General features: G+C 47.5%; 22 protein-coding genes. 14 read left to right on the top strand and 8 right to left on the bottom strand.

The window, feature by feature from the left end; genetic code table 11:
• Positions 1-59: 59 nt before the first annotated feature.
• From tgt to mepA, 7 genes are all read left to right on the top strand, one after another.
• Positions 60-1,190: a tRNA guanosine(34) transglycosylase Tgt gene (gene tgt / locus BLS03_RS00805; protein WP_093268345.1), complete on the top strand. Its 1,131-nt coding sequence runs from the start codon at positions 60-62 to the stop codon at positions 1,188-1,190.
• 117 nt (positions 1,191-1,307) lie between these two features.
• Positions 1,308-1,637 (top strand): preprotein translocase subunit YajC, encoded by a 330-nt coding sequence (gene yajC, locus BLS03_RS00810; RefSeq protein ID WP_093268347.1) that lies wholly within the window; start codon positions 1,308-1,310, stop codon positions 1,635-1,637.
• A gap of 21 nt (positions 1,638-1,658) precedes the next feature.
• Positions 1,659-3,515, top strand: coding sequence for a protein translocase subunit SecD (gene secD, locus BLS03_RS00815; protein ID WP_093268350.1), 1,857 nt, complete (start codon positions 1,659-1,661; stop codon positions 3,513-3,515).
• A gap of 14 nt (positions 3,516-3,529) precedes the next feature.
• Positions 3,530-4,477 (top strand): protein translocase subunit SecF, encoded by a 948-nt coding sequence (secF, locus tag BLS03_RS00820; protein ID WP_093268353.1) that lies wholly within the window; start codon positions 3,530-3,532, stop codon positions 4,475-4,477.
• 197 nt (positions 4,478-4,674) lie between these two features.
• A complete protein-coding gene (locus BLS03_RS00825) occupies positions 4,675-6,213 on the top strand; it encodes a hypothetical protein (RefSeq protein ID WP_143015575.1) in 1,539 nt (512 codons plus the stop codon).
• A gap of 150 nt (positions 6,214-6,363) precedes the next feature.
• Positions 6,364-6,696, top strand: coding sequence for a DUF1904 domain-containing protein (locus BLS03_RS00830; protein WP_093268358.1), 333 nt, complete (start codon positions 6,364-6,366; stop codon positions 6,694-6,696).
• 67 nt (positions 6,697-6,763) lie between these two features.
• The gene (mepA, locus tag BLS03_RS00835) at positions 6,764-7,582 is read left to right on the top strand and encodes a penicillin-insensitive murein endopeptidase (RefSeq protein ID WP_093268770.1); all 819 of its coding nucleotides are present in this window, start codon (positions 6,764-6,766) and stop codon (positions 7,580-7,582) included.
• Positions 7,583-7,665: 83 nt separating this feature from the next.
• On the opposite strand, the gene BLS03_RS00840 is transcribed toward mepA, so the two are convergent.
• The 3 genes from BLS03_RS00840 to rdgC form a co-directional block, all read right to left on the bottom strand.
• Positions 7,666-7,920, bottom strand: coding sequence for a YfhL family 4Fe-4S dicluster ferredoxin (locus tag BLS03_RS00840; RefSeq protein WP_093268361.1), 255 nt, complete (start codon positions 7,918-7,920; stop codon positions 7,666-7,668).
• A gap of 2 nt (positions 7,921-7,922) precedes the next feature.
• The gene (trhP, locus tag BLS03_RS00845; RefSeq protein ID WP_093268363.1) at positions 7,923-9,323 is read right to left on the bottom strand and encodes a prephenate-dependent tRNA uridine(34) hydroxylase TrhP; all 1,401 of its coding nucleotides are present in this window, start codon (positions 9,321-9,323) and stop codon (positions 7,923-7,925) included.
• A 187-nt stretch (positions 9,324-9,510) separates the two neighbouring features.
• Positions 9,511-10,425, bottom strand: coding sequence for a recombination-associated protein RdgC (gene rdgC, locus BLS03_RS00850; RefSeq protein WP_093268366.1), 915 nt, complete (start codon positions 10,423-10,425; stop codon positions 9,511-9,513).
• 294 nt (positions 10,426-10,719) lie between these two features.
• Here rdgC and phoB point away from each other — a divergent pair, with 294 nt between their 5' ends.
• From phoB to BLS03_RS00865, 3 genes are read left to right on the top strand one after another with little or no spacing between them, the layout of a single operon-like run.
• Positions 10,720-11,409 (top strand): phosphate regulon transcriptional regulator PhoB, encoded by a 690-nt coding sequence (gene phoB, locus BLS03_RS00855; protein ID WP_093268369.1) that lies wholly within the window; start codon positions 10,720-10,722, stop codon positions 11,407-11,409.
• 18 nt (positions 11,410-11,427) lie between these two features.
• Positions 11,428-12,732 carry a phosphate regulon sensor histidine kinase PhoR gene (gene phoR / locus BLS03_RS00860; RefSeq protein ID WP_093268371.1) on the top strand — a complete coding sequence of 435 codons (1,305 nt, stop codon included), beginning with the start codon at positions 11,428-11,430 and terminating at the stop codon, positions 12,730-12,732.
• A 31-nt stretch (positions 12,733-12,763) separates the two neighbouring features.
• Complete coding sequence (locus BLS03_RS00865; protein WP_245696528.1) at positions 12,764-13,690, top strand: PstS family phosphate ABC transporter substrate-binding protein; 927 nt, start codon at positions 12,764-12,766, stop codon at positions 13,688-13,690.
• Between the two features lie 90 nt (positions 13,691-13,780).
• Here the strand turns inward: BLS03_RS00865 and ppx are convergent, their stop codons facing one another.
• Together ppx and ppk1 are read right to left on the bottom strand one after the other, a co-directional pair.
• A complete protein-coding gene (gene ppx, locus BLS03_RS00870) occupies positions 13,781-15,280 on the bottom strand; it encodes an exopolyphosphatase (RefSeq protein ID WP_093268376.1) in 1,500 nt (499 codons plus the stop codon).
• The gene (gene ppk1 / locus BLS03_RS00875; RefSeq protein WP_093268379.1) at positions 15,270-17,366 is read right to left on the bottom strand and encodes a polyphosphate kinase 1; all 2,097 of its coding nucleotides are present in this window, start codon (positions 17,364-17,366) and stop codon (positions 15,270-15,272) included. The genes ppx and ppk1 overlap by 11 nt, the downstream gene beginning before the upstream one ends.
• Positions 17,367-17,641: 275 nt before the next feature.
• Here ppk1 and BLS03_RS00880 point away from each other — a divergent pair, with 275 nt between their 5' ends.
• Genes BLS03_RS00880 through phoU form a run of 4 tightly spaced genes read left to right on the top strand, consistent with a single transcriptional unit; the run spans position 17,642 to position 23,097 of the window.
• A complete protein-coding gene (locus BLS03_RS00880) occupies positions 17,642-19,837 on the top strand; it encodes an ABC transporter permease subunit (protein ID WP_093268381.1) in 2,196 nt (731 codons plus the stop codon).
• A 32-nt stretch (positions 19,838-19,869) separates the two neighbouring features.
• On the top strand, positions 19,870-21,516 hold the full coding sequence (gene pstA, locus BLS03_RS00885) for a phosphate ABC transporter permease PstA (protein WP_093268773.1): 1,647 nt from the start codon (positions 19,870-19,872) through the stop codon (positions 21,514-21,516).
• A 2-nt stretch (positions 21,517-21,518) separates the two neighbouring features.
• Entirely contained in the window at positions 21,519-22,337 is an 819-nt protein-coding gene (gene pstB / locus BLS03_RS00890) for a phosphate ABC transporter ATP-binding protein PstB (RefSeq protein ID WP_093268384.1), read from the top strand.
• A 55-nt stretch (positions 22,338-22,392) separates the two neighbouring features.
• Entirely contained in the window at positions 22,393-23,097 is a 705-nt protein-coding gene (phoU, locus tag BLS03_RS00895; protein ID WP_093268387.1) for a phosphate signaling complex protein PhoU, read from the top strand.
• A gap of 68 nt (positions 23,098-23,165) precedes the next feature.
• Here the strand turns inward: phoU and BLS03_RS00900 are convergent, their stop codons facing one another.
• From BLS03_RS00900 to BLS03_RS00910, 3 genes are all read right to left on the bottom strand, one after another.
• Entirely contained in the window at positions 23,166-23,918 is a 753-nt protein-coding gene (locus BLS03_RS00900) for a copper homeostasis protein CutC (protein ID WP_093268389.1), read from the bottom strand.
• 165 nt (positions 23,919-24,083) lie between these two features.
• Positions 24,084-24,383 carry a YebG family protein gene (locus tag BLS03_RS00905; protein WP_093268392.1) on the bottom strand — a complete coding sequence of 100 codons (300 nt, stop codon included), beginning with the start codon at positions 24,381-24,383 and terminating at the stop codon, positions 24,084-24,086.
• Positions 24,384-24,496: 113 nt separating this feature from the next.
• On the bottom strand, positions 24,497-25,393 hold the full coding sequence (locus tag BLS03_RS00910) for a LysR family transcriptional regulator (protein ID WP_093268394.1): 897 nt from the start codon (positions 25,391-25,393) through the stop codon (positions 24,497-24,499).
• Positions 25,394-25,584 lie beyond the last annotated feature (191 nt).

Here is a 25,584-nt window from a genome sequence, read left to right on the forward strand (position 1 = left end):
ATAAGCCGATAGGCTCACAAAATTGACTGTCAGACTGTTTCTCTGACATTGGAGGCTTCGTGAAGTTACAATTTAACCTGAATAAAAAGAATGGCAATGCGCGCCGCGGCCAACTGACGTTTGAGCGTGGCACAGTGCAAACGCCTGCGTTTATGCCAGTGGGTACCTACGGTACAGTCAAAGGTATGACGCCAGAAGAAGTCAAAGCGACGGGTGCAGAAATCCTGCTTGGCAACACTTTCCACCTGTGGCTACGCCCAGGTCAAGAAGTGATGAAAATGCACGGCGACCTACACGACTTTATGAACTGGCAAGGTCCGATTCTGACCGATTCAGGCGGCTTCCAAGTATTTAGCTTGGGTGATATTCGTAAAATTACCGAAGAAGGGGTGCATTTCCGCAACCCAGTCAACGGCGATAAAATCTTTATGGATGCTGAAAAATCCATGGAGATTCAAAAAGATTTAGGTTCTGACATCGTCATGATTTTCGATGAGTGTACGCCGTACCCAGCGACACACGATGAAGCGAAAAAATCGATGGAAATGTCACTGCGTTGGGCTCAGCGTTCACGTGATCATTTCGATAAATTGGAAAACCCAAATAACTTGTTTGGTATTGTCCAAGGCGGCGTTTACGAAGACTTACGTGACGTGTCGGTAAAAGGCCTGACTGAAATTGGCTTTGATGGCTATGCCGTTGGTGGTTTGGCGGTTGGTGAGCCGAAAGAAGACATGCACCGTATTCTTGAACACACTTGCCCGCAATTACCAGAAGACAAGCCTCGTTACTTGATGGGCGTAGGCAAACCAGAAGACTTAGTTGAAGGTGTGCGCCGCGGTATCGACATGTTTGACTGCGTAATGCCAACTCGTAACGCGCGTAATGGTCACCTATTCGTGACTGGCGGTGTGATCAAGATCCGTAATGCGGTACATAAAACCGATACTTCTCCACTGGATCCGCACTGTGACTGTTACACTTGCAAAAATTACTCTAAGTCATATCTGCACCATCTAGATCGCTGTAATGAGATTCTAGGGGCTCGCCTCAATACGATTCATAACCTGCGCTACTACCAGCGTTTGATGGAAAGTATTCGTCAGGCCATTGATGAAGATCGCTTCGATGATTTTGTCACTGAGTTCTATGAACGCCGTGGCCGAGAAGTGTCGCCGTTAGGCAAATAATTAACCGATAGCGCGTTATTTTTGAGAGTTCGATCTCTATTACTCATATTTGAGATTGAAACTAACGCGCTAACCCCCAACTTGTTGGATTATCAATAAATAATAGAGGATGTTTTAATGTTTATTTCTCAAGCTCATGCAGCGGCTGAGGGTGCTGCACCAGGTGGTGGTTTTGAAATGTTGATCATGCTAGGTATGTTTGCCGTGATCTTCTACTTCATGATTTACCGTCCACAAGCTAAGCGCGTTAAAGAACACAAAAACCTGATGGCTTCCATGTCTAAAGGCGATGAAGTTCTCACCACTGGCGGTCTAGTGGGTAAAATCACTAAAATCGCAGAAGACAACGATTACCTAACGATTGAGCTAAACGCTAACAATGCAGTTGTAATCAAAAAAGACTTCGTTACTGCAGTGTTACCTAAAGGTACGCTTAAATCTCTATAAAACAGCTAGAGGATCCTCGCTGTGCTAAACCGTTATCCGTTGTGGAAGTATTTGATGGTGGTGTTTGCCATCGCTATTGCCGCATTATATGCACTTCCAAATCTCTACGGTGAAGATCCGGCAATTCAAGTTACAGGGGCGCGTGGCGCCTCTGTAGATATGTCAACGCTGGATGCTGTCACCAAAGCTCTTGATGAAAAGAGCCTTTCTCATAAATCCATTGCTCTTGAAAATGGATCGATTCTGATTCGCTTTACTGACACCGACACTCAAATCAGTGCCCGTGATGTGATTAGCGAAGCCCTTGGTGAAAACACCATTGTGGCACTCAACCTAGCACCTTCTACTCCAAACTGGCTTGAAGCCATTGGCGCTGCGCCGATGAAACTCGGTCTTGACCTACGTGGTGGTGTTCACTTCTTAATGGAAGTGGATATGGACGCCGCGATGGAAAAACTGGTCAGCCAGCAAGAAGAAGCCTTTAGAAGTGAACTACGTGATGAGCGTATTCGCTACCGTGCGATTCGTCCTTCTGGCAGCGATGCTGTCGAAGTGGTGCTACGTGATAAAAAACAACTTGAAGAAGCCAAAGCGATTCTGGTCAAGAAACACGCAGACATGACGTTTGAAGAAGTTTCTACCTCAGGTCGCGTTGGTTTGATTGCCCACTTTACTGAGCAGCGCCTACAAGAAATCCGTAACTACGCCGTTGAGCAAAACATTACTATTTTGCGTAACCGTGTGAACGAACTGGGTGTGGCTGAGCCACTGGTTCAGCGCCAAGGTGCAAGCCGCATCGTGGTTGAACTGCCAGGTGTTCAAGACACTGCGCGTGCGAAAGAAATTTTGGGCGCAACGGCAACGCTTGAATTCCGTGAAGTTGACTCGAAAGCCGACCTTTCTGCTGCGGTTAACGGCCATGCGCCTGCGGGGAGCGAAATCAAGCAAGACCGCGATGGTCGCCCTGTTGTGCTGAAAAAACGCGTTATTCTTGGTGGTTCAAGCATTACCGATGCTAGCTCAAGCACTGATGAATACGGTCGTCCACAAGTTAACATCTCGCTCGATAGTGAAGGTGGTAACAAGATGGCCGCGTTTTCGAAAAAGAACATCGGTAAGCTAATGGCGACGGTGTTTGCGGAATACAAAGACAGCGGCAAGCGCAACAAAGAAGGCAAAGTGATTCTGTCGAAACACGAAGAAGTGATCAACCAAGCGACCATTCAGTCTGCTCTTGGTCGCAGCTTCCGTATCACAGGTATCGACTCTGTTTCTGAAGCGCACAACCTTGCATTGCTACTTCGTGCCGGTGCTTTGATTGCGCCAATCTCGATTGTTGAAGAACGCACCATTGGTCCATCAATGGGGCAACAAAACATCGATATGGGTATTCAAGCCTGTGTATGGGGTATGGTGGCGGTTATGCTGTTTACTCTGCTTTACTACCGCAAGTTTGGCCTGATTGCCAACATGGCATTGATGGCGAACTTAGTGTTGATCATTGGTGTGATGTCGATGATTCCAGGTGCGACCATGACGCTGCCAGGTATCGCCGGTATCGTATTAACCGTAGGTATGGCGGTCGATGCGAACGTACTGATCTTCGAGCGTATTCGTGAAGAGCTGCGTGAGGGGCGTAACCCACAACAAGCGATTCACCAAGGTTATGCGAACGCATTCAGCACCATTGCGGATGCGAACATTACGACATTGATTACTGCGATCATCCTGTTTGCTGTCGGTACTGGCGCGATCAAAGGTTTCGCAGTCACGCTGTCTATCGGTATCTTAACTTCGATGTTTACCGCGATTGTGGGCACCCGTTGTGTGGTGAACCTCATTTACGGTGGCAAACGCATCGATAAACTGTCGATCTAAGGCTAGGAATTATTATGTTTCAGATTCTAAAACCGGGCAAAATGATCGACTTCATGCGTTGGTCTAAGTTTGCTTTCATCTTCTCTTTGTTGATGATCGCTGCCTCGATTTTCACTCTTTCGACCAAATGGTTGAACTGGGGTTTGGATTTCACGGGCGGTACTCTGATTGAAGTTCGCTTTGATCAACCGGCGCAGCTAGAAGATATCCGCGGCGCACTTGGCGCTAAAGGCTTTGGCGATGCAACGGTACAGAACTTCGGTTCTGCGCGCGATGTTATGGTTCGTCTGCGTCCACGTGAAAATGTGGAAGGCGAAAAGCTTGGCAACCAAATCATTGGTGCGATTAAAGAAGGCACAGGTAAAAGCGTTGAGATGCGTCGTATTGAGTTCGTCGGTCCAAACGTTGGTGACGAGCTTACGGAAGCTGGCGGCTTAGCGATTCTGGTCTCGCTTTTGTGTATTTTGATTTATGTTTCAATGCGTTTTGAATGGCGTTTGGCAGCAGGTGCGGTATTGGCACTGGCGCACGACGTTATCATTACCTTGGGCGTATTCTCTTTCATGCAAATTGAAGTTGACCTCACGATCGTTGCGGCGCTGCTGACGGTAGTCGGTTACTCGCTCAACGATACCATAGTGGTGTTTGACCGGATTCGTGAAAACTTCCGCAAAATGCGTAAAGGTGAGCCGGCTGAGATCATGAACAACTCGATTACCCAAACGCTGAGCCGTACTTTGATTACTTCAGGTACGACTTTGTTTGTGGTTATCGCGCTGTTCGCTCAAGGCGGCGCTATGATTCACGGTTTCGCAACTGCCTTGCTTCTAGGTATCACAGTCGGTACTTACTCATCTATCTATGTTGCATCAGCATTGGCATTGAAACTGGGTATTACCAAAGAGCACCTGATGCCACCTCAAGTGGAAAAAGAAGGCGCTGAATTTGACGAAATGCCATAGGCACTGGTCAGCATTCATTCCCAAAGCCGCGGTGATTACCGCGGCTTTTTTGTATCTGCTATACGACAGATAGCGATATCGAATTAAGGATTAGTTCTCATTTTTCATGAAACTGGAACCAAAGTTAAATTGTTGGCGCCGAAATTGCTATAAGTCATACGGTTAAACTTTTTGAACATGCATTTAATTTGAGGCTTATGATGATCAAACCGACTTTATTGGCGAGTACCGTTGCCTTAGTGTTGACCGGTTGTGGCGGCGGCGGTGGAGGCGGTGGTGGCAGCACACCTTCTGTTTCTTACTTTAAAGCTAACTTTGTATACCTAGATTCTGTTGCTAAAGACCAAAACGGTAAGGGTAACTGTCGAGTTTATGACTATGACTACGATTCAGAATCTGAAACGCCAGAAATTCCGACATATAAAGTTATTGGGTACACGGCAAGTCCACTTACGGGATATTCGATCGTGGTCCATGACAGTGATGGTTCTGTGGTATCAACCTACACAAAGAGTGACTGGGGAACGGCAAACTTTTACCGCATCAAACAATCTGAGGTTCCTTCAGGCGGCTACGTGAGCTTTGTAGTAAAGACTGACGGCAACAGTTATCAAATATCAACGTACAGTAAAGACTTATTGCCAGATACTTTTTCGATGTACGCTGGTGGATCTTATACCGGTGGTAACTATAGCAGCGCATCAACTAGCTGTATCACTGGCGGCAATACTACTTACGGCAGTGAAAGCGGTAATTTCCTTCCTATAGGAACCAGTGATTTATACGGTTTTAATACTTATGGACAGGATCTGGATGATCTGACTAATTATTACAGCAGCCTTTACTATGTGGCTGATGGCGGTATCTCATTCTACGCACCACAAGATAAGGCTGTATTGGGTGTTGAATATAGTAAAAATGGTGATGATATTGATAGCTTGGTGGGATACAAGTTCCTATCATTATCAGACATATCAGCCACAACATCGGTCGAACTTACTGATGTAGACGACACGTTAGATTGGACTCTTCCTGACACTTCAACCGTCACATTAAGTCAAGCCAATATCCACGTGTATAAATCAACGACAGGAGCAGTATTGTGGCAACCGCTTACGACAAGTGCCGATGGTACGTATGGTTATGCAACGGCAGTTGGCGACAGTAACTATTACCTTAATCTTGAAGGGACATATGGTGACTGGAGCTTTAGTTATGCAGATGTCATGTCAAATCCAGGAATTGAAGAAGACGCTACGAGTACAATCAGTGATGTAGTCACTTCGGATTCAGTGACTTTGAGTATCGCCTCATGTAGTTTATCGGCTTATGGCAGTTGCATTGATATCGCGACAGATGCTCCCGATTTTAGCAAGGCAATACAACGTGTCGAAATCTCAAATAAACCTGATAGTGGTTCGGTTAATCAGGTTATTTATTCCGATTATAGCGATCAGGTGCCAATCTTCTCATTTGATGGTAGTAATGAGGAAGTTTCGAGTATTTTAGTTAGTGGTTCGACGCAAAAGATTTATCTTTCTCTACTCGCTCAAAATGGCTCAACACTGAATGATGCGTTTTTATACAACCATCAAGATCTAAATGCTCGTTTGGAACCATCCGTTTCGTCATTTCAGGATGCAATTCCAATGCTAAGTAGTTTTAAAGATCACTCAGCGCAGCAAAATCTATTTAAATACAAATCGCATATCTTGCTGCAAGCCAGCAGTGACTAAGTTTGGTGATACATAGATATTTGTAATAAGGCTCTGTTTTTAGAGCCTTATTTTTTATTGCCTCTTCTCGCGTCAATACGTGATTGTTACTATTTGCCTTAGCTATCGCGTTGCCAGCGATAAAACTCAAAAACATAAAGGAAGCCGACCATGCCACATCTTCGTTTTCGCGCTGTTGAGCCGCAGCTGGTTCAAATGTTGTCCAAGCCTCTCATTGATGAGCTTGAAGGACATATGCAGTGCCCTCGGGAAGACTTCACCTTTGAATATCTCTACACTACTTTCTACCATGAAGGCGAGGTCACTCAAGCCTATCCGTTTGTTGAAGTGTTGTGGTTTGATCGCGGCCAAGAAACCAAAGATGCGGTGGCTGAAATCATTACTCGCCAAGTGCGAAGCGCGATTGGTGCAGACACTGACGTTGCGGTGATTTTTACTGCGCTGCAACCGAACGATTACTACGATAACGGCCAACACTACTAGCAAGAAGGAAGGGTGAATGAAAAGGGCGCGACACATCGGTTTGGTATTAGGGTCCTTTTTATTAAGTATGAGCGGAGGTATCTTTAGCGCTCAGGCAGCGGATACGCCGTGGGAGCACATGACATCGCCTTCCGACGATGCGCCGCAAGCCATTGGCGGCTACGCCAATGGTTGCCTTGCTGGCGGAGTCGCATTGCCACTTGACGGCGACGGTTATCAAGTTTTGCGCCCGCAAAATCATCGCTATTACGGCCATCCTAATACGGTGGCATTTGTTGAACGCCTTGCCAAGCAGATGCAGAGTGAACGTGGTACTCAATTGCTGATCGGTGATATGGCGCTACCGCAAGGCGGACGTTTTTCCTCCGGCCATGCTAGCCATCAATCGGGGCTCGATGTCGATATTTGGCTGCGTCTTGCCAATACTCCGCTTAGTGACGATCAACTTAAGTTACCGACGCCGTATAGCGTTGTTGATATGCAAGGCTATCAAATGCGCTCGGAGCGTTGGGACAATCGTCATTTTGAATTGATTAAGATGGCGGCGAGCTCACCTGAAGTGGCGCGAATTTTTGTTCACCCAGTGATTAAAGAGCAGTTGTGTATGGAAGAGCGCAGTCGCGGTAAAGCGCGTTTATGGCTGCGAAAAGTGCGCCCGTGGTGGGGGCATAATTATCACTTTCACGTTCGTTTAACCTGCCCGAAAGGTGACTTTTTGTGTCATGATCAAGCGCCGCCACCAAGAGGGGACGGTTGCGGCTCTGAGCTTGCCAGTTGGCGACCGAAACCTGAGTCTGAGCAACCAAAAGCGGTAGAACAACCGAAAAAAACGGAGCCAGTATTGCCATCAATGTGTCAAGCGCTGCTGGATCGCGTGCACGGCTGATTGATGGCATAGCGAACTTAATCACGAGCATAAAAAAAGCGCCTTGCGGCGCTTTTTACGTATTCAGCTTTGCTGATTGACCATTAGGCGAGGCCTTGAATAATCACAAATTTTTCCAGAAGTTGCTCTTCGGTTTCAATGTGATTTGGGTCAGTGATAATGCATTTACTGATTGGGCACACCGACTGACAGGTCGGCTTTTCGTAATGCCCTTTGCACTCAGTACACAGGTTAGGGTCGATTTCAAAAATGGAGTCTCCCATTGAAATCGCGCCGTTTGGGCATTCCGGATCGCACATATCGCAGTTAGTACACTTATCGGTAATCAACAACGCCATAATTATTTGCCTGTTGGGTTACGCGTGTCTTGGCCTGAGTTTAGGTTACGCATCAGTAGCGCGTAGCTTAAATCCATCTCTTGTGGCACAGGAATAAACACAAAGTGACCGTTGCCTTTGGCATCGTCAACTGGCTGTGATTTGCGGTTCTCCATCGCTTCAAGAGTGAAGACAACATTGCCTTTTGGCGTCATAAGCTCAAGGCTGTCGCCGAGCACAAACTTGTTCTTCACTTCAACTTCGGCTAAATCGCCACGGCGTTTGCCGGTAAATTCACCGACAAATTGCTGCGCGTCAGACACGGAATAACCGTAGTCGTAGTTCTGGTAACTATCGTGAGTGTGACGACGCAAGAAACCTTCGGTATAACCGCGGTGAGCCAGGCTCTCAAGTGTGGTCATCAAGCTCTCGTCAAACGGTTTACCCGCCACAGCATCATCGATCGCTTGGCGATAAACTTGCGCAGTACGTGCACAGTAGTAGAACGACTTAGTACGACCTTCGATTTTCAGTGAGTGCACGCCCATTTTGGTCAAACGATCAACGTGTTGGATGGCACGCAGATCTTTGGAGTTCATAATGTAAGTACCGTGTTCGTCTTCAAACGCCGCCATTTTTTCTTCTGGGCGGTGGCTTTCAGACAGCAACACCACTTCGTCGCTTGGCTTGCCAAGGCCGATAGTGTTATCTGGACGTTCTTCTTGCACTTCAATCGCTTGAGCTGCTGCCGGATCAAACTGTTCAACGATTTGACCCGCGTCGTCTTCTTTGCCTTTTTCAACTTTGTATTCCCAGCGGCACGCGTTGGTACAAGTGCCTTGGTTCGGGTCACGTTTGTTGATGTAGCCAGACAGCAGGCAACGGCCTGAGTAAGCCATGCATAGTGCGCCGTGTACGAACACTTCCAGTTCTGTTTCAGGGCAGTGCTCGCGAATTTCTTCGATCTCTTCGAGTGATAATTCACGTGAGACGATCACGCGTTCAACGCCATTAGCGGCCCAGAATTTTACCGTCGCCCAGTTGACAGCGTTCGCTTGCACTGACAGGTGAATCGACATATCAGGGAAGGCTTCACGAACCATCATGATAAGGCCTGGATCTGACATGATCAGCGCATCAGGGCCCATATCGACCACAGGTTTGAGGTCGCGGATGAAGGTTTTGAGCTTTGAGTTGTGTGGCTGAATGTTGCACACAACGTAGAATTTCTTACCCAGCGCATGGGCTTCATCGATACCGATTTGCAGGTTTTCGTGATTGAATTCGTTGTTACGTACGCGCAGGCTGTAACGAGGTTGACCGGCGTAAACTGCATCCGCACCGTAGGCGAAAGCGTAACGCATGTTTTTAAGGCTACCTGCCGGAGATAAAAGCTCAGGCACAAAAGGAGTATTGGTTGTCATTGCTGTTTCTCTTAATCTGATCACAAGTCAGGCTAACCCCACCTTATGGGATTAGAAGGGCGCAAATTTTACGCGAAAATGTGAGCGGTGACTAGAAATAAACGCTTAGTCTTTTTATGGGAATAGCGAATGGCAAGCGACAGGCGTAAAAAAGCCCGCAATCGCGGGCTTTGGTAATGGTAAGCGATTACTCACTTTGTGCCGGTAAACCACCGAGCGCTTCATACAAACTTGGTAGAAATGCGCTAAATTCACCGCACATCAACGAGAAGTCAGCGTCAAAGCGCGCAGCTTGATCTTCACGTGGAATGTCTTCGTTTTGATCGCGTAGGTCATCAGAGAATTTCAGACGCTTGATGCTGCCATCTTCAGTGATCATAAACTCTAAACGCTCTTCCCAGCTCAGCGCCAGCTTAGTCACGACTTTGTCAGCATCAATGTGGCTGATGATCTCGTCAGCGGTCAGCTCTTGCTTCTTACAACGAATAACGCCGCCATCTTCAAGCACAGATTTCAATTCGGCTTCATCGAGCATGGTAAAGCCGGTTGCAGTATTACCGGTTTTGATCCATTGCGTTAGCGTCGTTTCAATCGCAATTTCAGGAATGGCAGGGACAACTGGCAAGCTACCCATAGTTTTACGCAGTAGCGCCAACACTTCCTCGGCCTTTTTAAAGCTGCCAGCGTCAACCAAAATGAAGCCTTGCTCAGGCATGATCAGCACATAGCTGTGGCTGCTGCGGCTAAATGCGCGTGGCAGCAAATCCATGATGATGTCTTCTTTGAGGTTGTCTTTTTCGGTTTTTTTCAGCGGACGACCTTCCTGCTCTTCCATCGCATCGACTTTGCTGGCTAGAGACTCTTTAATGACTTGAGCCGGAAGCATTTTTTCTTCTTTCTTAGCGCAGATAAGGATGCGGTTTTCTGAAACGTGCGTCATCATATCGCCATGTTTGCCCATGGCAGTTACCCAGCCGAATTTTTGTTTGTCTTGGCTACCGCACGGGGTAAAGCGAAACTCTTGCAACTGGGTTTCTAGTTGCTCAGCGTTGAATTCAATTTCACGGTTAAAACGATAAACCAGACAATTCTTAAACCACATAATTCTTCTCATTGCGAAATACGAATGCGCAATCATAGGCAATTTTGCCGCTTAAGTGTTAATGGAATTTCAAATTCTGGGCTCAACACTCAAACTTGTTGGTGGGCTAAAAAGGTTCGCAGACAAAGCATCTGCCGATATGAAATTTAATGGCATAAAAGGCGAAAGTTATATGAAAATTTGTTTGCAAAGGTCACAAAAGTGTCATAATCACTAGTAATAATGCGTAGTGTTAATAAAGGCTTATATCTGATAACAAAGTCAGAAAACGTAACTTAAAAAGGTTCCCCAATTATGTCTAGAAGGATTCTGGTCGTTGAAGATGAAGCGCCAATTCGCGAGATGCTTTGCTTTGTTCTTGAACAGAAAGGTTATCACGCCGTTGAAGCGGAAGATTACGATACGGCTGTGACGAAACTTGCTGAACCTTTCCCTGATTTGGTTTTGCTTGATTGGATGTTGCCAGGTGGCAGCGGTATCAACTTTATTAAACACATGAAACGTGAAGAGCTGACTCGCAACATTCCGGTTGTGATGCTTACTGCTCGTGGTGAAGAAGAAGATAAAGTTCGCGGCCTTGAAGTGGGCGCGGATGACTACATCACCAAACCTTTTTCACCCAAAGAATTGGTCGCCCGTCTCAAAGCCGTCATTCGTCGCGTCACGCCAACCGCCCTTGAAGATGTGATTGACGTACAAGGCTTAAAGCTTGACCCGGTTTCTCACCGCGTCACAGCCAATGATACGCCGTTAGATATGGGGCCAACCGAATTCAAAATGCTGCACTTCTTTATGACTCACCAAGAGCGCGTGTATAGCCGCGAGCAACTGCTGAACAATGTGTGGGGCACCAATGTCTACGTTGAAGATCGCACCGTCGATGTACATATTCGTCGCCTGCGTAAAGCGTTAGAGTCCGCTGGGCATCATAAACTGATTCAAACAGTACGCGGTGCAGGCTATCGTTTCTCGACAAAAGCTTAACCATCAATGGAGAGGTAAGTGGTTGAAAGGTTAACTTGGAAAAGGCTGGCCTGGGAGCTGGCTTTTTTTTACACCCCTTGGGTAATCGTCGGTTGGTTATTTGGTTATATGCCGTGGCTATTGTTGGCCGCAACGGTGATCCAACTCGTTTGGCACTTAAGTAATCAAGTACGATTGTCGGCTTGGTTGTGGGATGAAAAACGTCTTACACCACCTTCTGGCAGCGGTAATTGGGAACATTTGTTCAACGGCATTTATCGCCTGCAGCAGCGCCAACGTCGCAAACGTAAAGAACTCACCAATCTGATTCGCCGTTTCCGTAACGGTGCGGAATCGCTTCCCGATGCGGTGGTGGTGTTTCGTAGCGAAGGCAACATCGTGTGGTGTAACCGCTTGGCGCAGCATCTACTTGGTTTTCGTTGGCCCGACGATGCGGGGCAACCGATTTCAAACTTAATTCGTACTCCAGACTTTATTAAGTACATTCGCAAACAAGATTATTCTCAGCCGCTTGAAATGCGCTCGCCACTTAATGTTGAGCGTTCGCTGGAATTGCGAATTGTGCCTTACACCGAAGGTGAACACTTGATGGTGGTGCGCGATGTCACTCAGGTTAAACAGCTTGAAGGCATGCGACGTAACTTCTTCGCCAACGTCTCTCATGAACTGCGCACACCGATGACGGTGCTGCAAGGCTATCTGGAAATGACCGAAGATCCGGATATGGTCGTCGGGCCGATGTGGTCAAAAGCTCATGGCGTGATGACCGAGCAGCTCAACCGTATGAATAGCCTAGTCAATCAATTGCTGACGCTATCTAAGATTGAAGCGGCGCCAATGCATGAGCTTGAAGAGGTGGTTGATGTACCAAGCATGCTGGAGGTGTTGGAAAAAGAAGCGCTCAGTTTAAGTGGCGACGATAAGCATCAAATTCATTTTGAAGTCGATGACTCACTCAAAGTGTTGGCTGATGAAGATCAATTGCGCAGTGCCATTTCCAACTTGGTGTACAACGCGGTGAAATACACCCCGCCTGGCGCGAAAGTGGATGTGCGTTGGTTTAGATCCCCTCAAGGTGCGTGTCTGGAAGTACAAGACAGCGGCGAGGGAATCGAACCGCAGCACATTCATCGTCTCACCGAGCGTTTTTATCGCGTCGACAAAGCCCGCTCTCGCGATACTGGTGGCAGTGGTCTTGGACTGGCGATCGTCAAACATGCGCTTTCACACCATGATTCGCATCTGGAAATCCACAGTGAAGTGGGGGTTGGCAGCCAATTCTCTTTTGTGTTACCCGCACGCTTGATTTCCAAAGGTGAGTAGCATGAGGTGGAAAACATTGGCAGTCAGTTGGATGCTCGGTGCAGTGTTGCCTCATGTTGCGCAAGCCAAATTGTTGCCGATTTATCAAAAGGTGCCAGGTATTTCTGGCAGTTTAACCAGTGTGGGTTCAGATACTCTAGCCGGTATGACGACTCTGTGGGTGGAAGAGTTTCAACGTCTCTACCCAAGTGTTAATGGTCAAGTTCAAGCCTCCGGTTCTTCCACTGCGCCGCCAGCGCTTACCGAAGGGACTGCCCAGTTTGGGCCGATGAGTCGGCCAATGAAGCATCGCGAAATTGAATCTTTTGAGCGCGAACATGGCTACAAGCCAGTGGCGCTGCGAGTGGCAATTGATGCAATTGGCGTGTTTGTGCATCGCGATAATCCGATACAAGGGCTCAATTTCTCACAGCTCGATAGCCTGTTTTCTTCAACTTTGCGCTGCGGCGCGACGCACTCGATTACGCGTTGGTCACAGCTTGGCGTTGAACATCAGTGGGCAAAACGCAGCATTCAAATGTTTGGTCGTAACTCGGTGTCCGGTACGTATGGCTATTTTAAAAAACACGCTCTATGTGGCGGCGATTTTAAAGCCAACGTCAATGAGCAGCCGGGGTCGGCGTCTGTGGTTCAGTCGGTGGCGTCTTCGATCAATAGCATTGGCTATTCAGGGGTTGGCTATAAAGTCACTGGCGTGAAATTATTGCCGATTGCTCAGTCGGGCAACGATTATGTGCAAGCGACGCGGAGCAATATTCTTTCTGGGCGTTATCCGCTGGCGCGTTATTTATACGTGTACGTTAACAAACATCCCAACCAGCCATTGATGCCGATTCAACGGGAATTTATTCGCTTTATTTTTTCCCAGCAGGGACAAAAGCTGGTGGAAAAAGACGGTTATGTCTCGGTATCTGGGGATTTTGCTCGCGAGGAATTGGCCAAAGTCGGCATTGAATAGCCGACTTTAACTGATTGTAAAATTAAACTGATTGTTAAATTGGACTGATTACTAAATTGGACTGATTGTTAAATGAAATTGACTGTTAAATTAGAATTTCAGTTGCCAATCGGCGCTGCACCAATACTCTTGCTCGGTTTGTAAGTCAGCCGCTAACAGCTTGTTGTTTTCCAACCAATGTTCATCAGGGCAGCTCAAGCTCCACTTATCGCCATCAACATCTAAACTCAGCTCAGGAAGTGGATCGTCATTGCGTTGGCCGTTGAGCAAAATCGCTAAGCGTAAAATGCGAATCAAATTGATGATGTCTTTCTTCTTGTACAGAGAGAAATCTTCCATCTCTTTGAGTTTCAATGATTTGCGCTGAAAACGTACCAGAGTTGAAAGCACTCGTTGCTGCTCACGGTTAAAGCCCGGCATATTGGTATGCTGCAAAATATACGCTGAGTGGCGATGGAACGCTTGGAAGCTAATACTTAGGCCGACTTCGTGTAGCAGCGCGCTCCATTCTAGAAGGGCAGACAGTTCGTTCTTTTTGCCGATGCCAATTTTCTTATGCACTTGTTCAAAGAACTCGCGCGCTTGGCCTTTGATTTTGGCGGCGTGTTCTAGGTCGACAAAGTGTTTATTCGCCAGCGCTTCAGTGGTGCGCATACGAATGTCGGTGCGCTTAAAGCGGTCCTCCATTTCATACAGTAAACCTTCGCGCAGCGCCCCTTCTGAAAAGTGCAGGGTATCGATTTTTAAGCGGCTAAAGATGGCTTGCAAAATCGCAACGCCAGCGGCAAACACCGGTTTTCTGTCGTCGGTGAGACCGTCGAGATTGATCTCATCGATGGTCGACCATTCGCACAGTTTATCGACTAACTCATCAAGGCGTTTGGCGGTAATTAAGCCATCGTCATGACCAAGCCCTATCATTACATCACGAATTGCTTTGGCGGTACCGGAAGAACCAAATGCGATGTCCCAGCCGCGCTTGCGATATTGTTGAGCCAGCGGTTCGAGTTTTTGCTCAGCGGCGAGTGATGCTTTGGCAAAGTTTTTCTTGGATAGCTTTTCATTGGCAAAAAAGCGGTTGGTATAACTGACGCAACCCATCTGTTTGCTGTTGACGATCTCTGCTTCAAACCCGCTGCCGATGACGATTTCGGTGCTGCCGCCGCCGATATCAATCACCAGTTTGGAATCCGATTCTGGCTGAGTATGCGCCACTCCGGAATAGATAAGCCGTCCTTCTTCGACGCCAGGAATGATCTCAATGGCAAACGGCAAGACTTCTTGGGCTCGCTGCAAGAAAATATGCGTGTTGTTGGCTTGGCGCAGAGTGTGAGTCGCGGCAATACGCACGTTCTCCGGGTCAAAGCCTTGAAGCCGTTCCGCGAACATCGCTAGGCATTCAAGGCCGCGCTCCATCGAGGCGTTATCGAGATTATTTTGTGCATCAAGACCGGAAGCGAGGCGAACTCGCTGTTTGTGGCGACTGATCAGTTGCAGGTCTTGACCAACAATGCGGGCGACCACCATATGGAAACTGTTTGATCCCAAATCAATGGCGGCGATATCACGAGGTTCAGATTCAGATGTCATGCGCTGCGGATTGCTCTCTGAGTTTTAAGGTTTGTTTCTCTACCTGTTTAAGATAGTCGTAGATGGCCATTTGTGAGCGTACTTTCTTTCGGTTACCGCGAGGAACGTATTGGTTGCTCATCTCTTTATCGATATAGCGAGCTTTGACGGTATCAATAAAGTGTAAGTTGATGATATCAATAATACGCTGCTTTAGAAGCGGGTCGCGTATCGGAGCTGCGACTTCGATTCGATAATCAATGTTACGCGTCATCCAGTCAGCCGATGAGATATATACGATCGGATCGCCATTATTGTGAGCAATAAATACGCGTGGATGCTCAAGGAAGCGGTCGACAATACTGATGATCTTGATATTTTCGCTGATGCCTTCAATGCCCGGCACCAACGAACACATGCCGCGAACCACCATTTTTATTTTCACTCCCGCGCTGCTGGCGCGATAGAGCTTGTTGATCAGCCCTTTATCGACCAAGTTATTCACTTTCAAGGTGATAGCGGCTTTTTTACCGGCTTGAGCATTGGAGGTTTCGGCATCAATTAAATGATACAGTTGAGTGCGTGAGTTACGCGGCGAGACGATTAAATGATTGAAATGCACCGGTTGGTAGGGGTTTTCAATGTAGTTAAACACATTGCGCACTTCGGTGGTGATTTCATGGTTAGCGGTCAGCAATGAAAAATCGGTATAAATACGCGCGGTTTTTTCATGAAAGTTACCGGTGCCGATATGGGCATAACGCCTAATTTGTTCATCCTCGCGGCGGCTTATCAGCAGCAGTTTGGAGTGAATTTTCAGTCCCGGCGCGCCAAAGATAACGTGCACACCCGCTTCGGTTAAAATCCGTGACCACTCAATATTGGCTTCTTCATCAAAACGCGCTTGCAGCTCAACCACTACGGTGACTTTTTTACCATTGTGCGCCGCATCAATCAGCGAGTTCATCAAGCGTGAATCTTTGGCGACGCGATAGATGTTAATCTTGATACCGAGCACTTTAGGGTCAAATGAGGCCTGACGCACGAGCTCGGTAATGTGCTCAAAGGTGTGGTACGGGTAGTGGAGCAAAATATCACGCGCTTTTATGGCGTCAAAAGTGTTGGCGTAACCGACAAAATCACTGCAGCGCAGTGGAATCAATGGTCGGTTTTCCAAATAGTCGCGACCCACATTGGGAAAGCCAATGAAGTCTTTAAAGTTGTGGTAACGGCCGCCGGGGATCAAACTGTCGTAGTGAGAGATCTGCAGTTTCTCGCACAGAAAGTTAAGCATTTCGCTGGGCATTTCGCGTTCGTAAATAAAGCGCACCGGCATCGCAGTTAAGCGCTGACTAAGGCCTTCCGACATCTGCTCGAGCAGACTGTGCTCCACCTCATTACTTAAATCGTACTCTGCGTCGCGCGTCATTTTGATCGCGTAACCGTTGAGCTCTTGATAATCAAAAAAGCCGCTAAATAGTTCGTCTAAGCAGTAGCGAATGATGTTATCGAGCAAAATAATGGTTTTACGCCGTTTGCCTTTCGGCTCTGGCACCATTACAAAACGGGGTAGGTGATCGGTTGGAATTTCGACCAGCGCGTATTTGGACGTGTCTTGCTGCTTCATATCGACGGCGATATAGGCGTATTCGTCTTTTAAAAACTGCAGTACATCAGTGTCTTTGTTGAGCAGTAATGGCGTGATGTGAGGAATCACTTCGTGGCGAAAATAATTACGAATCCACTCTTGTTGGTAGTCGTTGATTTGGGTTTCGTTGACTAAAAAAATTCGCCGCCGCGCCATTTCACGAATCAGTTCGGCATAAAGTTCATCGAAGCGTTCGTTGAGTTTAAATGCCTTTGACTGCATTTTTCCCAGCAAATGCTTGGCGCTATTACTGCCACCACTTTCTTGGCTAATCATGATGCGGCGTTTCACATCGGCAAAACGAACTTTATAGAATTCGTCGAGATTGCTGGAGAAAATACCAAGAAAACGAATACGCTCAATAAGAGGGACAGTTTTGTCTGCCGCCTCTTGCAAGACACGTTCGTTAAATGATAGCCAGCTAAGCTCTTTTTCTACATAGAGTTTTTCAGTGTTCATGCCGTTCCTTGCCTACCGCTGTCAAGGAGGATTGCCCTCCAGGGTTTTATAAATTTTTTGGAATAGAGATATCAAATTAAGAGCAATGTATGACAAATATATTTCAAAATTATGTCACTAGTTTCAGTCGGTTATTGTTATCTGTAATATATTTGTCATTTAACCGACATAATATATTCTAGGCAGTTTTTCACCTTGTCTGTCTCAGGTTTATTGAATCTCAGGTATAAGACAGGGTGTGCATTCTTACAGTATTGTTGAGGTAACGCAGTTTCATGGCACAAGCCAACTTTTCTTTGCAGGAAAAAGATCGCAAGCGGTTAATCAAAGATCGGCTGGTGCGAATTGCTGTGTCTATGGGCGGAGTCGGTGTGCTAGGTGCGCTGCTGCTGATCTTCATCTATCTCATCATCATGGTACTTCCGCTGTTTGGCGATGCGTCATTGACGCCCAGCCAAGCTAAGCGAGCGATTTCAACGTCTGCGCCTGTTGCTATCGGCGTTGACGATTATGGTGAAAACGCGTTCGTCATTTCACCGCAAGGCGAAGTGCAATTTTGGCCTTTAACTGGCGTTGCCAGCACACCGTTAAAAACCCAGCAGATCCCTGGCAGTCATGACTTATTCAGTCAAACGCCAGCCGCGCAAGGTTGGTATGGTTTTGCATCCAAACAGGGGGATGTGCAGCTGTTTCATCCACGCTTAAGCAGCGTGATTCATCAGCAATCTCGGCAGTTTTCGCCAAGTGTTGAGCAGCTTACGCCGCCACAAGCGATGTCGATGCAGGTGGCTGGGCGCACGCTTGAGAAGTTCGTGTTTGCACTCAATAACGGCCAACTGACATTTGCCGCTTGGTATGACGATCAGCGTGTGCGGCTTAAGTGGCAAGATCAATCTCAAGACTTTCACAGCTTTAGTTTTGAATCGCCAATCGCGCTTCTTAAGCAGCTATTAATCACGCCGGATGGCTTAACCTTATACGCGCTATCAGGCAGCGATCTGGTTGTCGCCAAACGTGTCGCCGACCGTTACCAAGTGCGCGAAGTTGTTGATTTGAGCCGCGGAAATGGCGAGCACAACGTTAGCAATATCAGCTTGCTTGCTGGGGCGTATTCACTTTTGGTGACGTACAGCGATGGTTTGGTTGCACAATGGTTTGATGTGCTTAAGCACGGTGAGCGTAAGCTTACTCAGATTCGCGAGTTTTCTTTGGCTTCCAACATTCAATTGCTGTTGCCAGATACCTATCGCAAAGGTTTTTACACTTTTTATTCCAACGGCACGGTACAAAGTCATTACACCACCAGTGAAAAGTTGGTGATATTCAAACGTGCTTACCAAAAAGCACCGGACATCGCGGCGATGTCGAGCAATGAAGAGTATTTGCTGACGTTCTCCGACAGCAAACTGAACGTTGCCTACATTGATAATCCGTTCCCGGAAGTGTCGTTGTCGTCGTTGTGGCAAAAAGTCTGGTATGAAGGTTATCCAGAGCCAGAATACGTGTGGCAGACCTCATCGGCGAGCGAACAGTTTGAAGCCAAATTTAGTATTGTGCCAATCGCCTTTGGTACCTTTAAAGCTGCGCTGTTTGCGATGTTGTTTGCGGTTCCTATTGCGGTGCTTGGCGCGATATATACCGCGTATTTTATGAACCCGAAAATGCGCCGCGTGGTTAAGCCATCGATTGAGCTGATGGAAGCGTTGCCAACGGTGATCATCGGTTTTCTGGCCGGATTATGGTTTGCGCCTTTTGTTGAAAACCACCTCTCTGCGGTGGTGGCTTTGTTGTTGCTACTGCCACTTTCAACCATCGTCATCGGTGGTATTTGGCGCTTGCTGCCTAACGCGTGGTTAAACCGTTTACCCAGAGGTTGGCATGCAGCGGTGTTGATGCCAGTCATTTTAATCATGACCGCTTTGATTGTGATTCATAGTGGCGATATTGAGTACGCGTTTTTCAGCGGTGATGTGCGGGTATTTTTGGCTGAGCACGGCATCAACTTTGATCAGCGTAATGCGCTGGTGGTCGGGTTTGCCATGGGGTTTGCGGTCATTCCAACCATTTTTACCATTGCTGAAGATGCGATTTTTTCGGTGCCGAAACATCTCTCTGATGGCTCTTTAGCTCTTGGCGCCACGCCATGGCAAACGCTAACTCGGGTGGTTCTTCTTACCGCAAGTCCAGGTATTTTTTCGGCGATTATGATGGGGCTTGGCCGCGCGGTTGGTGAAACCATGATCGTGTTAATGGCCACCGGCAATACGCCAATCATGGACTGGAATATTTTGGAAGGTATGCGCACGCTGTCCGCCACGATTGCGGTCGAAATGCCCGAGTCTGAAGTTGGCAGTTCGCATTTTCGCATTCTGTTTTTTGCCGCACTGTTATTGTTGATGTTTACCTTTGCCGTTAACTCATTGGCGGAGTGGGTTCGGCAACGATTGAGAGAGAAATACCGTGCGTTGTAGTGAACTCTCTTTGAATGTTGGAGCGCGTTATTGTGTCTAATTGGTTGAAATCCGGCGCGCCTTGGATCTGGCTGACAGGTGGTGCCGTCAGCATTAGTTTGCTATCGGTCATGGGGTTGATTCTGCTGATAGGCTGGAAGGGATTGTCTTTCTTCTGGCCTGCACCTCTTTACCAGTGGCAAACACAAGATGGTGACATTTTGATTGGTCAGCTGTACGCCAAAGAAGATGTGCCGATAAGCCATCTGCGCGAGATGAAAGTCAAATTGCCGCAAGATGTTGAAGACAAAGGCTTGGTCAGCCGTTTAAGTATTAAAGTTGCCAACCGTGAGCTCTATACTTCGGATTTCATTTCGCTGCTGGAGTTTCAAGTTCATCAAGTCACTACGCCAGCCAATTGGGCGGTGATTGAGCGTAATCGAGACGGCGATTTTTACGGCCAGCCGATTGAATATCGTGATGCCAACGGCAATGTCGAAAAAGACATTCGTCAAGCGATGACTTCCGGCTTGGCGTATGCCGAGGTGGTGCGCAGTGAAATCGACCGATTGATCACTGAAGATATTGAAGTTGTTAGTAACAAGCTGGAAAATTTGCGTTTAGAAAAACGTCGCCGCGAACTCAACAATAAGCTCGATGAGGCGTTTTTGACTCGCTATCAGAAAGAGTTTTCAACTCAGACTGAGCAGTTGATTAAAGTCGAAGCGCAGGTCGATGGATTACGTCACCAACTGCAAAATCAGGTTCTGGTGGTCAAAGACATGTCTGGGCAGCGAGTTGAGATTACGCTGGAAAACATTCTCGATATCTGGTTTCCCAACCAAATGTCGACCATGGATAAGTTCGCCCATTGGGGCAAACAGGTGTGGAAATTCTTATCTGACGCGCCGCGTGAATCCAACTCCGAAGGCGGTGTTTTTCCGGCGATGTTTGGCACTGTGCTGCTAGTGCTGATCATGTCGATCATCGTGATGCCGCTTGGCGTGATCGCTGCGATTTATCTGCATGAATACGCGCGTAATACGCTGCTGACACGCATTATTCGCGTTGCGGTCATCAACCTTGCAGGTGTGCCATCGATTGTCTACGGCGTGTTTGGTCTGGGCTTTTTCGTCTATACCTTAGGAAGCAGTATCGATCAGATTTTTTACGCCGAGCGTTTACCTGCGCCGACCTTCGGTACGCCAGGGCTACTTTGGTCAGCATTGACACTGGCAGTGCTGACATTGCCAGTGGTTATTGTTTCAACCGAAGAGGGTTTAACTCGCATTCCGTCGTCGGTACGCCATGGATCACTTGCGCTCGGTGCGACCCAGTTTGAAACCATGTGGCGAATTGTGTTGCCGATGGCAAGTCCGGCGATCATTACCGGGTTGATTCTTGCGGTGGCACGCGCCGCTGGAGAAGTGGCTCCATTAATGCTGGTAGGGGTAGTGAAATTGGCGTCGAACTTACCCGTGGATGGGCAATTTCCATATTTGCATTTAGAACGTAAATTCATGCATTTAGGTTTTCATATTTACGATGTTGGCTTTCAAACCACTAATATTGAAGCGGCGAGACCGCTGGTTTACGCCACCTCGTTTTTGCTGGTGACGGTGATTATTAGCCTTAACCTAACCGCCATTAGTATTCGCAATAACTTGCGCGAGAAATACCGAACTTTAGGGCAAGATTAACCATGTTTTCTGTCAATCAAGCATTGGGCTACGGCGCCCTATTAGACGTTAATAATTTAACTGATGACCAGACCGCGATTGCGATTGAGCATTTGAATCTGTTTTACAAAAGCAGTCGGGCACTGACGGATATCTCCATGCGCATTCCTAAAGGCCAAGTGACGGCGTTTATCGGTCCGTCAGGTTGTGGTAAATCGACCTTGCTGCGCTGTATTAATCGCATGAACGATTTGGTTGAAGGGTGTCATGTCGAGGGTGAAGTCAAACTGCACGGCAAAAATGTTTATGATCCGACGGTCGATGTCGCCACCTTAAGACGTCGAGTGGGTATGGTATTCCAAAGACCGAATCCATTTCCTAAATCGATCTACGAAAACGTAGTTTATGGCTTACGCTTACAAGGAATAAAGAACAGCCGAGCGCTTGATGATGCGGTGGAACGTTCGCTGCGCGCAGCGGCGCTTTGGGACGAAGTGAAAGACCGTCTGCATGAAAATGCGTTTGGTTTATCGGGTGGTCAGCAGCAACGTTTGGTGATAGCCAGAGCGATTGCGATTGAGCCAGAGGTGCTGCTGCTCGATGAACCGACATCGGCGCTGGATCCGATATCAACCTTGACCATTGAAGAGTTGATCAACGATCTTAAAACCAAATACACCGTGGTGATCGTTACTCACAACATGCAACAAGCGGCGCGAGTCAGTGACCACACCGCCTTTATTCATATGGGAAAGTTGATCGAGTACTCAGATACTGACTCAATTTTCACCTCGCCATTGAAAAAACAGACAGAAGACTACATTACAGGGCGGTATGGTTGATCAAGGATAAGGTTAGCCAAACGCAAGTCATATACCGAAGGAGTCGCGAAGTAGAATGAATTTTGGTCGTCACATTTCTGGACAATTTAACGTCGAATTGGAATCGATTCGTACCCATGTATTGACCATGGGTGGGTTGGTCGAACAGCAATTGTCGTTTGCCATGCAAGCTCTGCACAAAGACGATGTCGAGCTGGCCAGAAAAGTGGTGCGTGATGATCATAAAGTCAACAGCATGGAAGTGTCGATTGATGAAGCCTGTACGCGAATTATCGCTAAGCGCCAGCCGACCGCCAAAGATTTGCGCCTTATTATCGCGATCATCAAAACCATTACTGACCTCGAGCGCATCGGCGATGTAGCAACCAAAATCGCCTACGTTGCGATTGAAAGCCCTGCGACCCAAGACCGTGAATTTAATATTTCGCTCGAACCTTTGTGCCGCCAAGCCATCAGCATGTTGCATCAAGTTCTCGATGCGTTTGCGCGTATGGATGTCGATGCTGCCGCTCATGTGTATAAGCTGGATGATAAAATCGACGCCGAATATGAAGCGGTGATTCGCCAGCTAATGTCCTTTATGGCCGATGACCCGAAAAATATTCCACATATTTTGCAAGTGATGTGGTCTGCACGTGCCATAGAGCGGGTTGGCGATCGCTGTCAGAACATCTGTGAATACATTATTTACTTTGTGAAGGGTAAAGATGTTCGCCATTTAAGTGGCCATCAAACGATTGATGATGCATTAAAATCCTGATGACACACACATCGATGATGAGTGAATAAACACCCAACGCCGAGCTTGCTCGGCGTTTTTGATGGATGCTATTTTAGCGCTTGAAGCGCATCGACCACAGACTGAATTGCTGCGCTGCTGGTGATAGGGACGACGAAATCATTGACGTTTTTGCTGCCCATATGGGCTTGGTTTGCCGCCTTGTTCATCAAAGAAGGGCGAGAGGTTTTCCCCGATAAATGTACCTCGCGAATAGCGCATTGAGTGACAATTTGCGCAACGTTTTGCGCGTTAAGTCCAGCGCCCGCCATAATGGTGATTCGCCCAGCCGCCAAGCTTTGCATCTGCTTAAGCGTCTCAATCCCAGAGACGACATCCGCGGCTAAGCCCGAAGTCAGTACTCGCTCACAACCCAGTTCAATCACTTGCTCTAAAGACTTAAGCGCATCACGGCTTTGATCAATCGCGCGATGAAACGTGACACCAAGACCCAGTTGATGAGCCAAATCAATCAATGGCTTGGCACGCACGACGTCAATTTCGCCATCGGCGGTTAACAGCCCTAACACCACGCCTTGTAAGTTTGCTGTTGCTGCGGCTTGGATGTCACTTGCCATCATTGCAATATCGTCGTCGTCATAGAGAAAATCGCCTTGGCGCGGGCGAATCATGGCGTAAATCGGTACGCTCGATTGCTTGGCCGCTTGTTGCATCATGCCAAAACTTGGCGTTAAACCACCCAGTGTCAGTGATGAGCACAGTTCGATGCGAGTTGCGCCGCCTGCGATCGCCAAATACAGCGATTCTAAGTTATCAATACAGACTTCAATTTGATAATTCATGCTTTGCACCTTGGATTGGATTCGCATCATTGTAGCCGATTGTGGAGGGGGATATCTTGCTTATCATAGCGCTTAGCAAAGTTAAAAATGCGCAATAAAAAGTTAAAAATGCGCAATAAAAAAGCCCTCATTTGAGGGCTTAATATCATCACGCGGCAGTGCGAGTTACGCCGCGTCTTCTTGTTGCTCAGCGTCTTCAACCGCAGCAACTTTCTTCGCTTTCTTTGGCGCTGGGCGACGTTTAGCGCCGAGTGCGAACAACAATTCTTCTTTATTTTGAGCGAGGAACATGGCCAAATCTTCTTGCTTAGCTTCGTCTTCGATCAGTTCGCTTTTACCTAACAAGCCAAAAAGCTCATCTGCCATATCCAGCATCTTATCGTAAGCATCTGCTTCCGCTTTTGAGGTAAAAGTCATTTTTTCTTCTCCGTTACGTTCTACCACGTACTTGACGATTACAGCCATGGTGCATCCTCTGTGTTTGAATTCGTTACGTTAATCACTGTCTTTTTATACAGTTTTCGCAGGCCGCTGTCCAGTTGAAGTCTGAATTATGAGAACCGTCTGACGTCGAATGCTCAATCTGTGCGCTGCCATTGGTGGCAAAACTGAATAAACTGTTTGAGCAGTGGACTTTGATATTTTTCTTTATGCACCAGTAACCAATAGCGACGCTTCATATCAAGGGGAAAATGCAGTTGAGTTAAGCGCCCATCATTGAGCGCCGCTTGCGCCGCTAATTGGGATAAACACGCCAGCCCAAGTCCGGCACTGACGCTATTGATGATCGCTTCGGTGGTGTTGAGCTCAAACGCTTCATGCCAGTGTTCAAGTCGCGGCGCAACGGTGCGAAGGAAAAATTCCCGAGTGCCAGAGCCGGGTTCGCGTAGTATCCATTGGCTCTGTTCCAGCGCGCCAATCGAAACCGAGGATTGCTGAGCGAGCGGGTGACTTGGGCTACAGACGATGCACATTTCATCACTGCTGAACTGGGTTGAAATCAGCTCGGGATGCAGCGTTTTCCCTTCAATAAGAGCGATATCCAGCTCGTAGTCGACCAGCTTTTGACAGATCAGCGCAGAGTTGGAAATAAACAGGCTTTGCGATAAATGCAGGGTTTGGCGGCGAAAGTCACTCAGCAAATAGGGCGCGACTTGATTACCTATGGTGTCACTGGCACCAACATGCAGCTGCCCAGACAAGCCTTGCTGTTCATCAAACAGATGGCGAATATCATCGCTGCGTTGCAGTAACTCATCGGCAAGTGGCAGCAGTTTTTGTCCTTCTTGATTGAGGATCAAACGGTTATTGACTCGATCAAACAGCGCATGACCAATCTGCTTTTCCAGTTCGCCCAGCGCCATACTGACCGCGGCTTTGGATAAAAACAAAGTTTCAGCCGCTGCGGTTAAGGTATTATTTTGTGTGATCGCCATAAAGACATTGAGCTGCTTTAACGAAATATTACTGGCCATAGTGTTCAACTTTACTTAACGATTGTTCTGAATAATTAGATATTTAAGAACATGATGCAAGCGTAATTTGGCTTCCACACCAATGGCTGGGCCGGTGCTTGGTATCGCAAGTTTAGGTTGGAGCTTGGAAAATGCAGCGTCGTGTTTAAAAGTAACCGTACGCTATTTGTACTGTTTCATTTTATAGCCCA

The sequence above is a fragment of the Vibrio xiamenensis genome (genome assembly GCF_900100015.1).
GTDB lineage: Bacteria > Pseudomonadota > Gammaproteobacteria > Enterobacterales > Vibrionaceae > Vibrio > Vibrio xiamenensis.

Bases quoted from the DNA above. Each gene is read 5' to 3' on its own strand.
- BLS03_RS00900 (WP_093268389.1), bottom strand. From the start codon at position 23,918: ATGAATTATCAAATTGAAGTCTGTATTGATAACTTAGAATCGCTGTAT.
- secF (WP_093268353.1), top strand. From the start codon at position 3,530: ATGTTTCAGATTCTAAAACCGGGCAAAATGATCGACTTCATGCGTTGG.
- ppx (WP_093268376.1), bottom strand. From the start codon at position 15,280: ATGACATCTGAATCTGAACCTCGTGATATCGCCGCCATTGATTTGGGA.
- BLS03_RS00840 (WP_093268361.1), bottom strand. From the start codon at position 7,920: ATGGCGTTGTTGATTACCGATAAGTGTACTAACTGCGATATGTGCGAT.
- rdgC (WP_093268366.1), bottom strand. From the start codon at position 10,425: ATGTGGTTTAAGAATTGTCTGGTTTATCGTTTTAACCGTGAAATTGAA.
- BLS03_RS00905 (WP_093268392.1), bottom strand. From the start codon at position 24,383: ATGGCTGTAATCGTCAAGTACGTGGTAGAACGTAACGGAGAAGAAAAA.
- pstB (WP_093268384.1), top strand. From the start codon at position 21,519: ATGTTTTCTGTCAATCAAGCATTGGGCTACGGCGCCCTATTAGACGTT.
- BLS03_RS00910 (WP_093268394.1), bottom strand. From the start codon at position 25,393: ATGGCCAGTAATATTTCGTTAAAGCAGCTCAATGTCTTTATGGCGATC.
- BLS03_RS00880 (WP_093268381.1), top strand. From the start codon at position 17,642: ATGGCACAAGCCAACTTTTCTTTGCAGGAAAAAGATCGCAAGCGGTTA.
- BLS03_RS00865 (WP_245696528.1), top strand. From the start codon at position 12,764: ATGCTCGGTGCAGTGTTGCCTCATGTTGCGCAAGCCAAATTGTTGCCG.
- phoB (WP_093268369.1), top strand. From the start codon at position 10,720: ATGTCTAGAAGGATTCTGGTCGTTGAAGATGAAGCGCCAATTCGCGAG.
- mepA (WP_093268770.1), top strand. From the start codon at position 6,764: ATGAGCGGAGGTATCTTTAGCGCTCAGGCAGCGGATACGCCGTGGGAG.
- ppk1 (WP_093268379.1), bottom strand. From the start codon at position 17,366: ATGAACACTGAAAAACTCTATGTAGAAAAAGAGCTTAGCTGGCTATCA.
- BLS03_RS00830 (WP_093268358.1), top strand. From the start codon at position 6,364: ATGCCACATCTTCGTTTTCGCGCTGTTGAGCCGCAGCTGGTTCAAATG.
- phoU (WP_093268387.1), top strand. From the start codon at position 22,393: ATGAATTTTGGTCGTCACATTTCTGGACAATTTAACGTCGAATTGGAA.
- trhP (WP_093268363.1), bottom strand. From the start codon at position 9,323: ATGACAACCAATACTCCTTTTGTGCCTGAGCTTTTATCTCCGGCAGGT.
- yajC (WP_093268347.1), top strand. From the start codon at position 1,308: ATGTTTATTTCTCAAGCTCATGCAGCGGCTGAGGGTGCTGCACCAGGT.
- BLS03_RS00825 (WP_143015575.1), top strand. From the start codon at position 4,675: ATGATGATCAAACCGACTTTATTGGCGAGTACCGTTGCCTTAGTGTTG.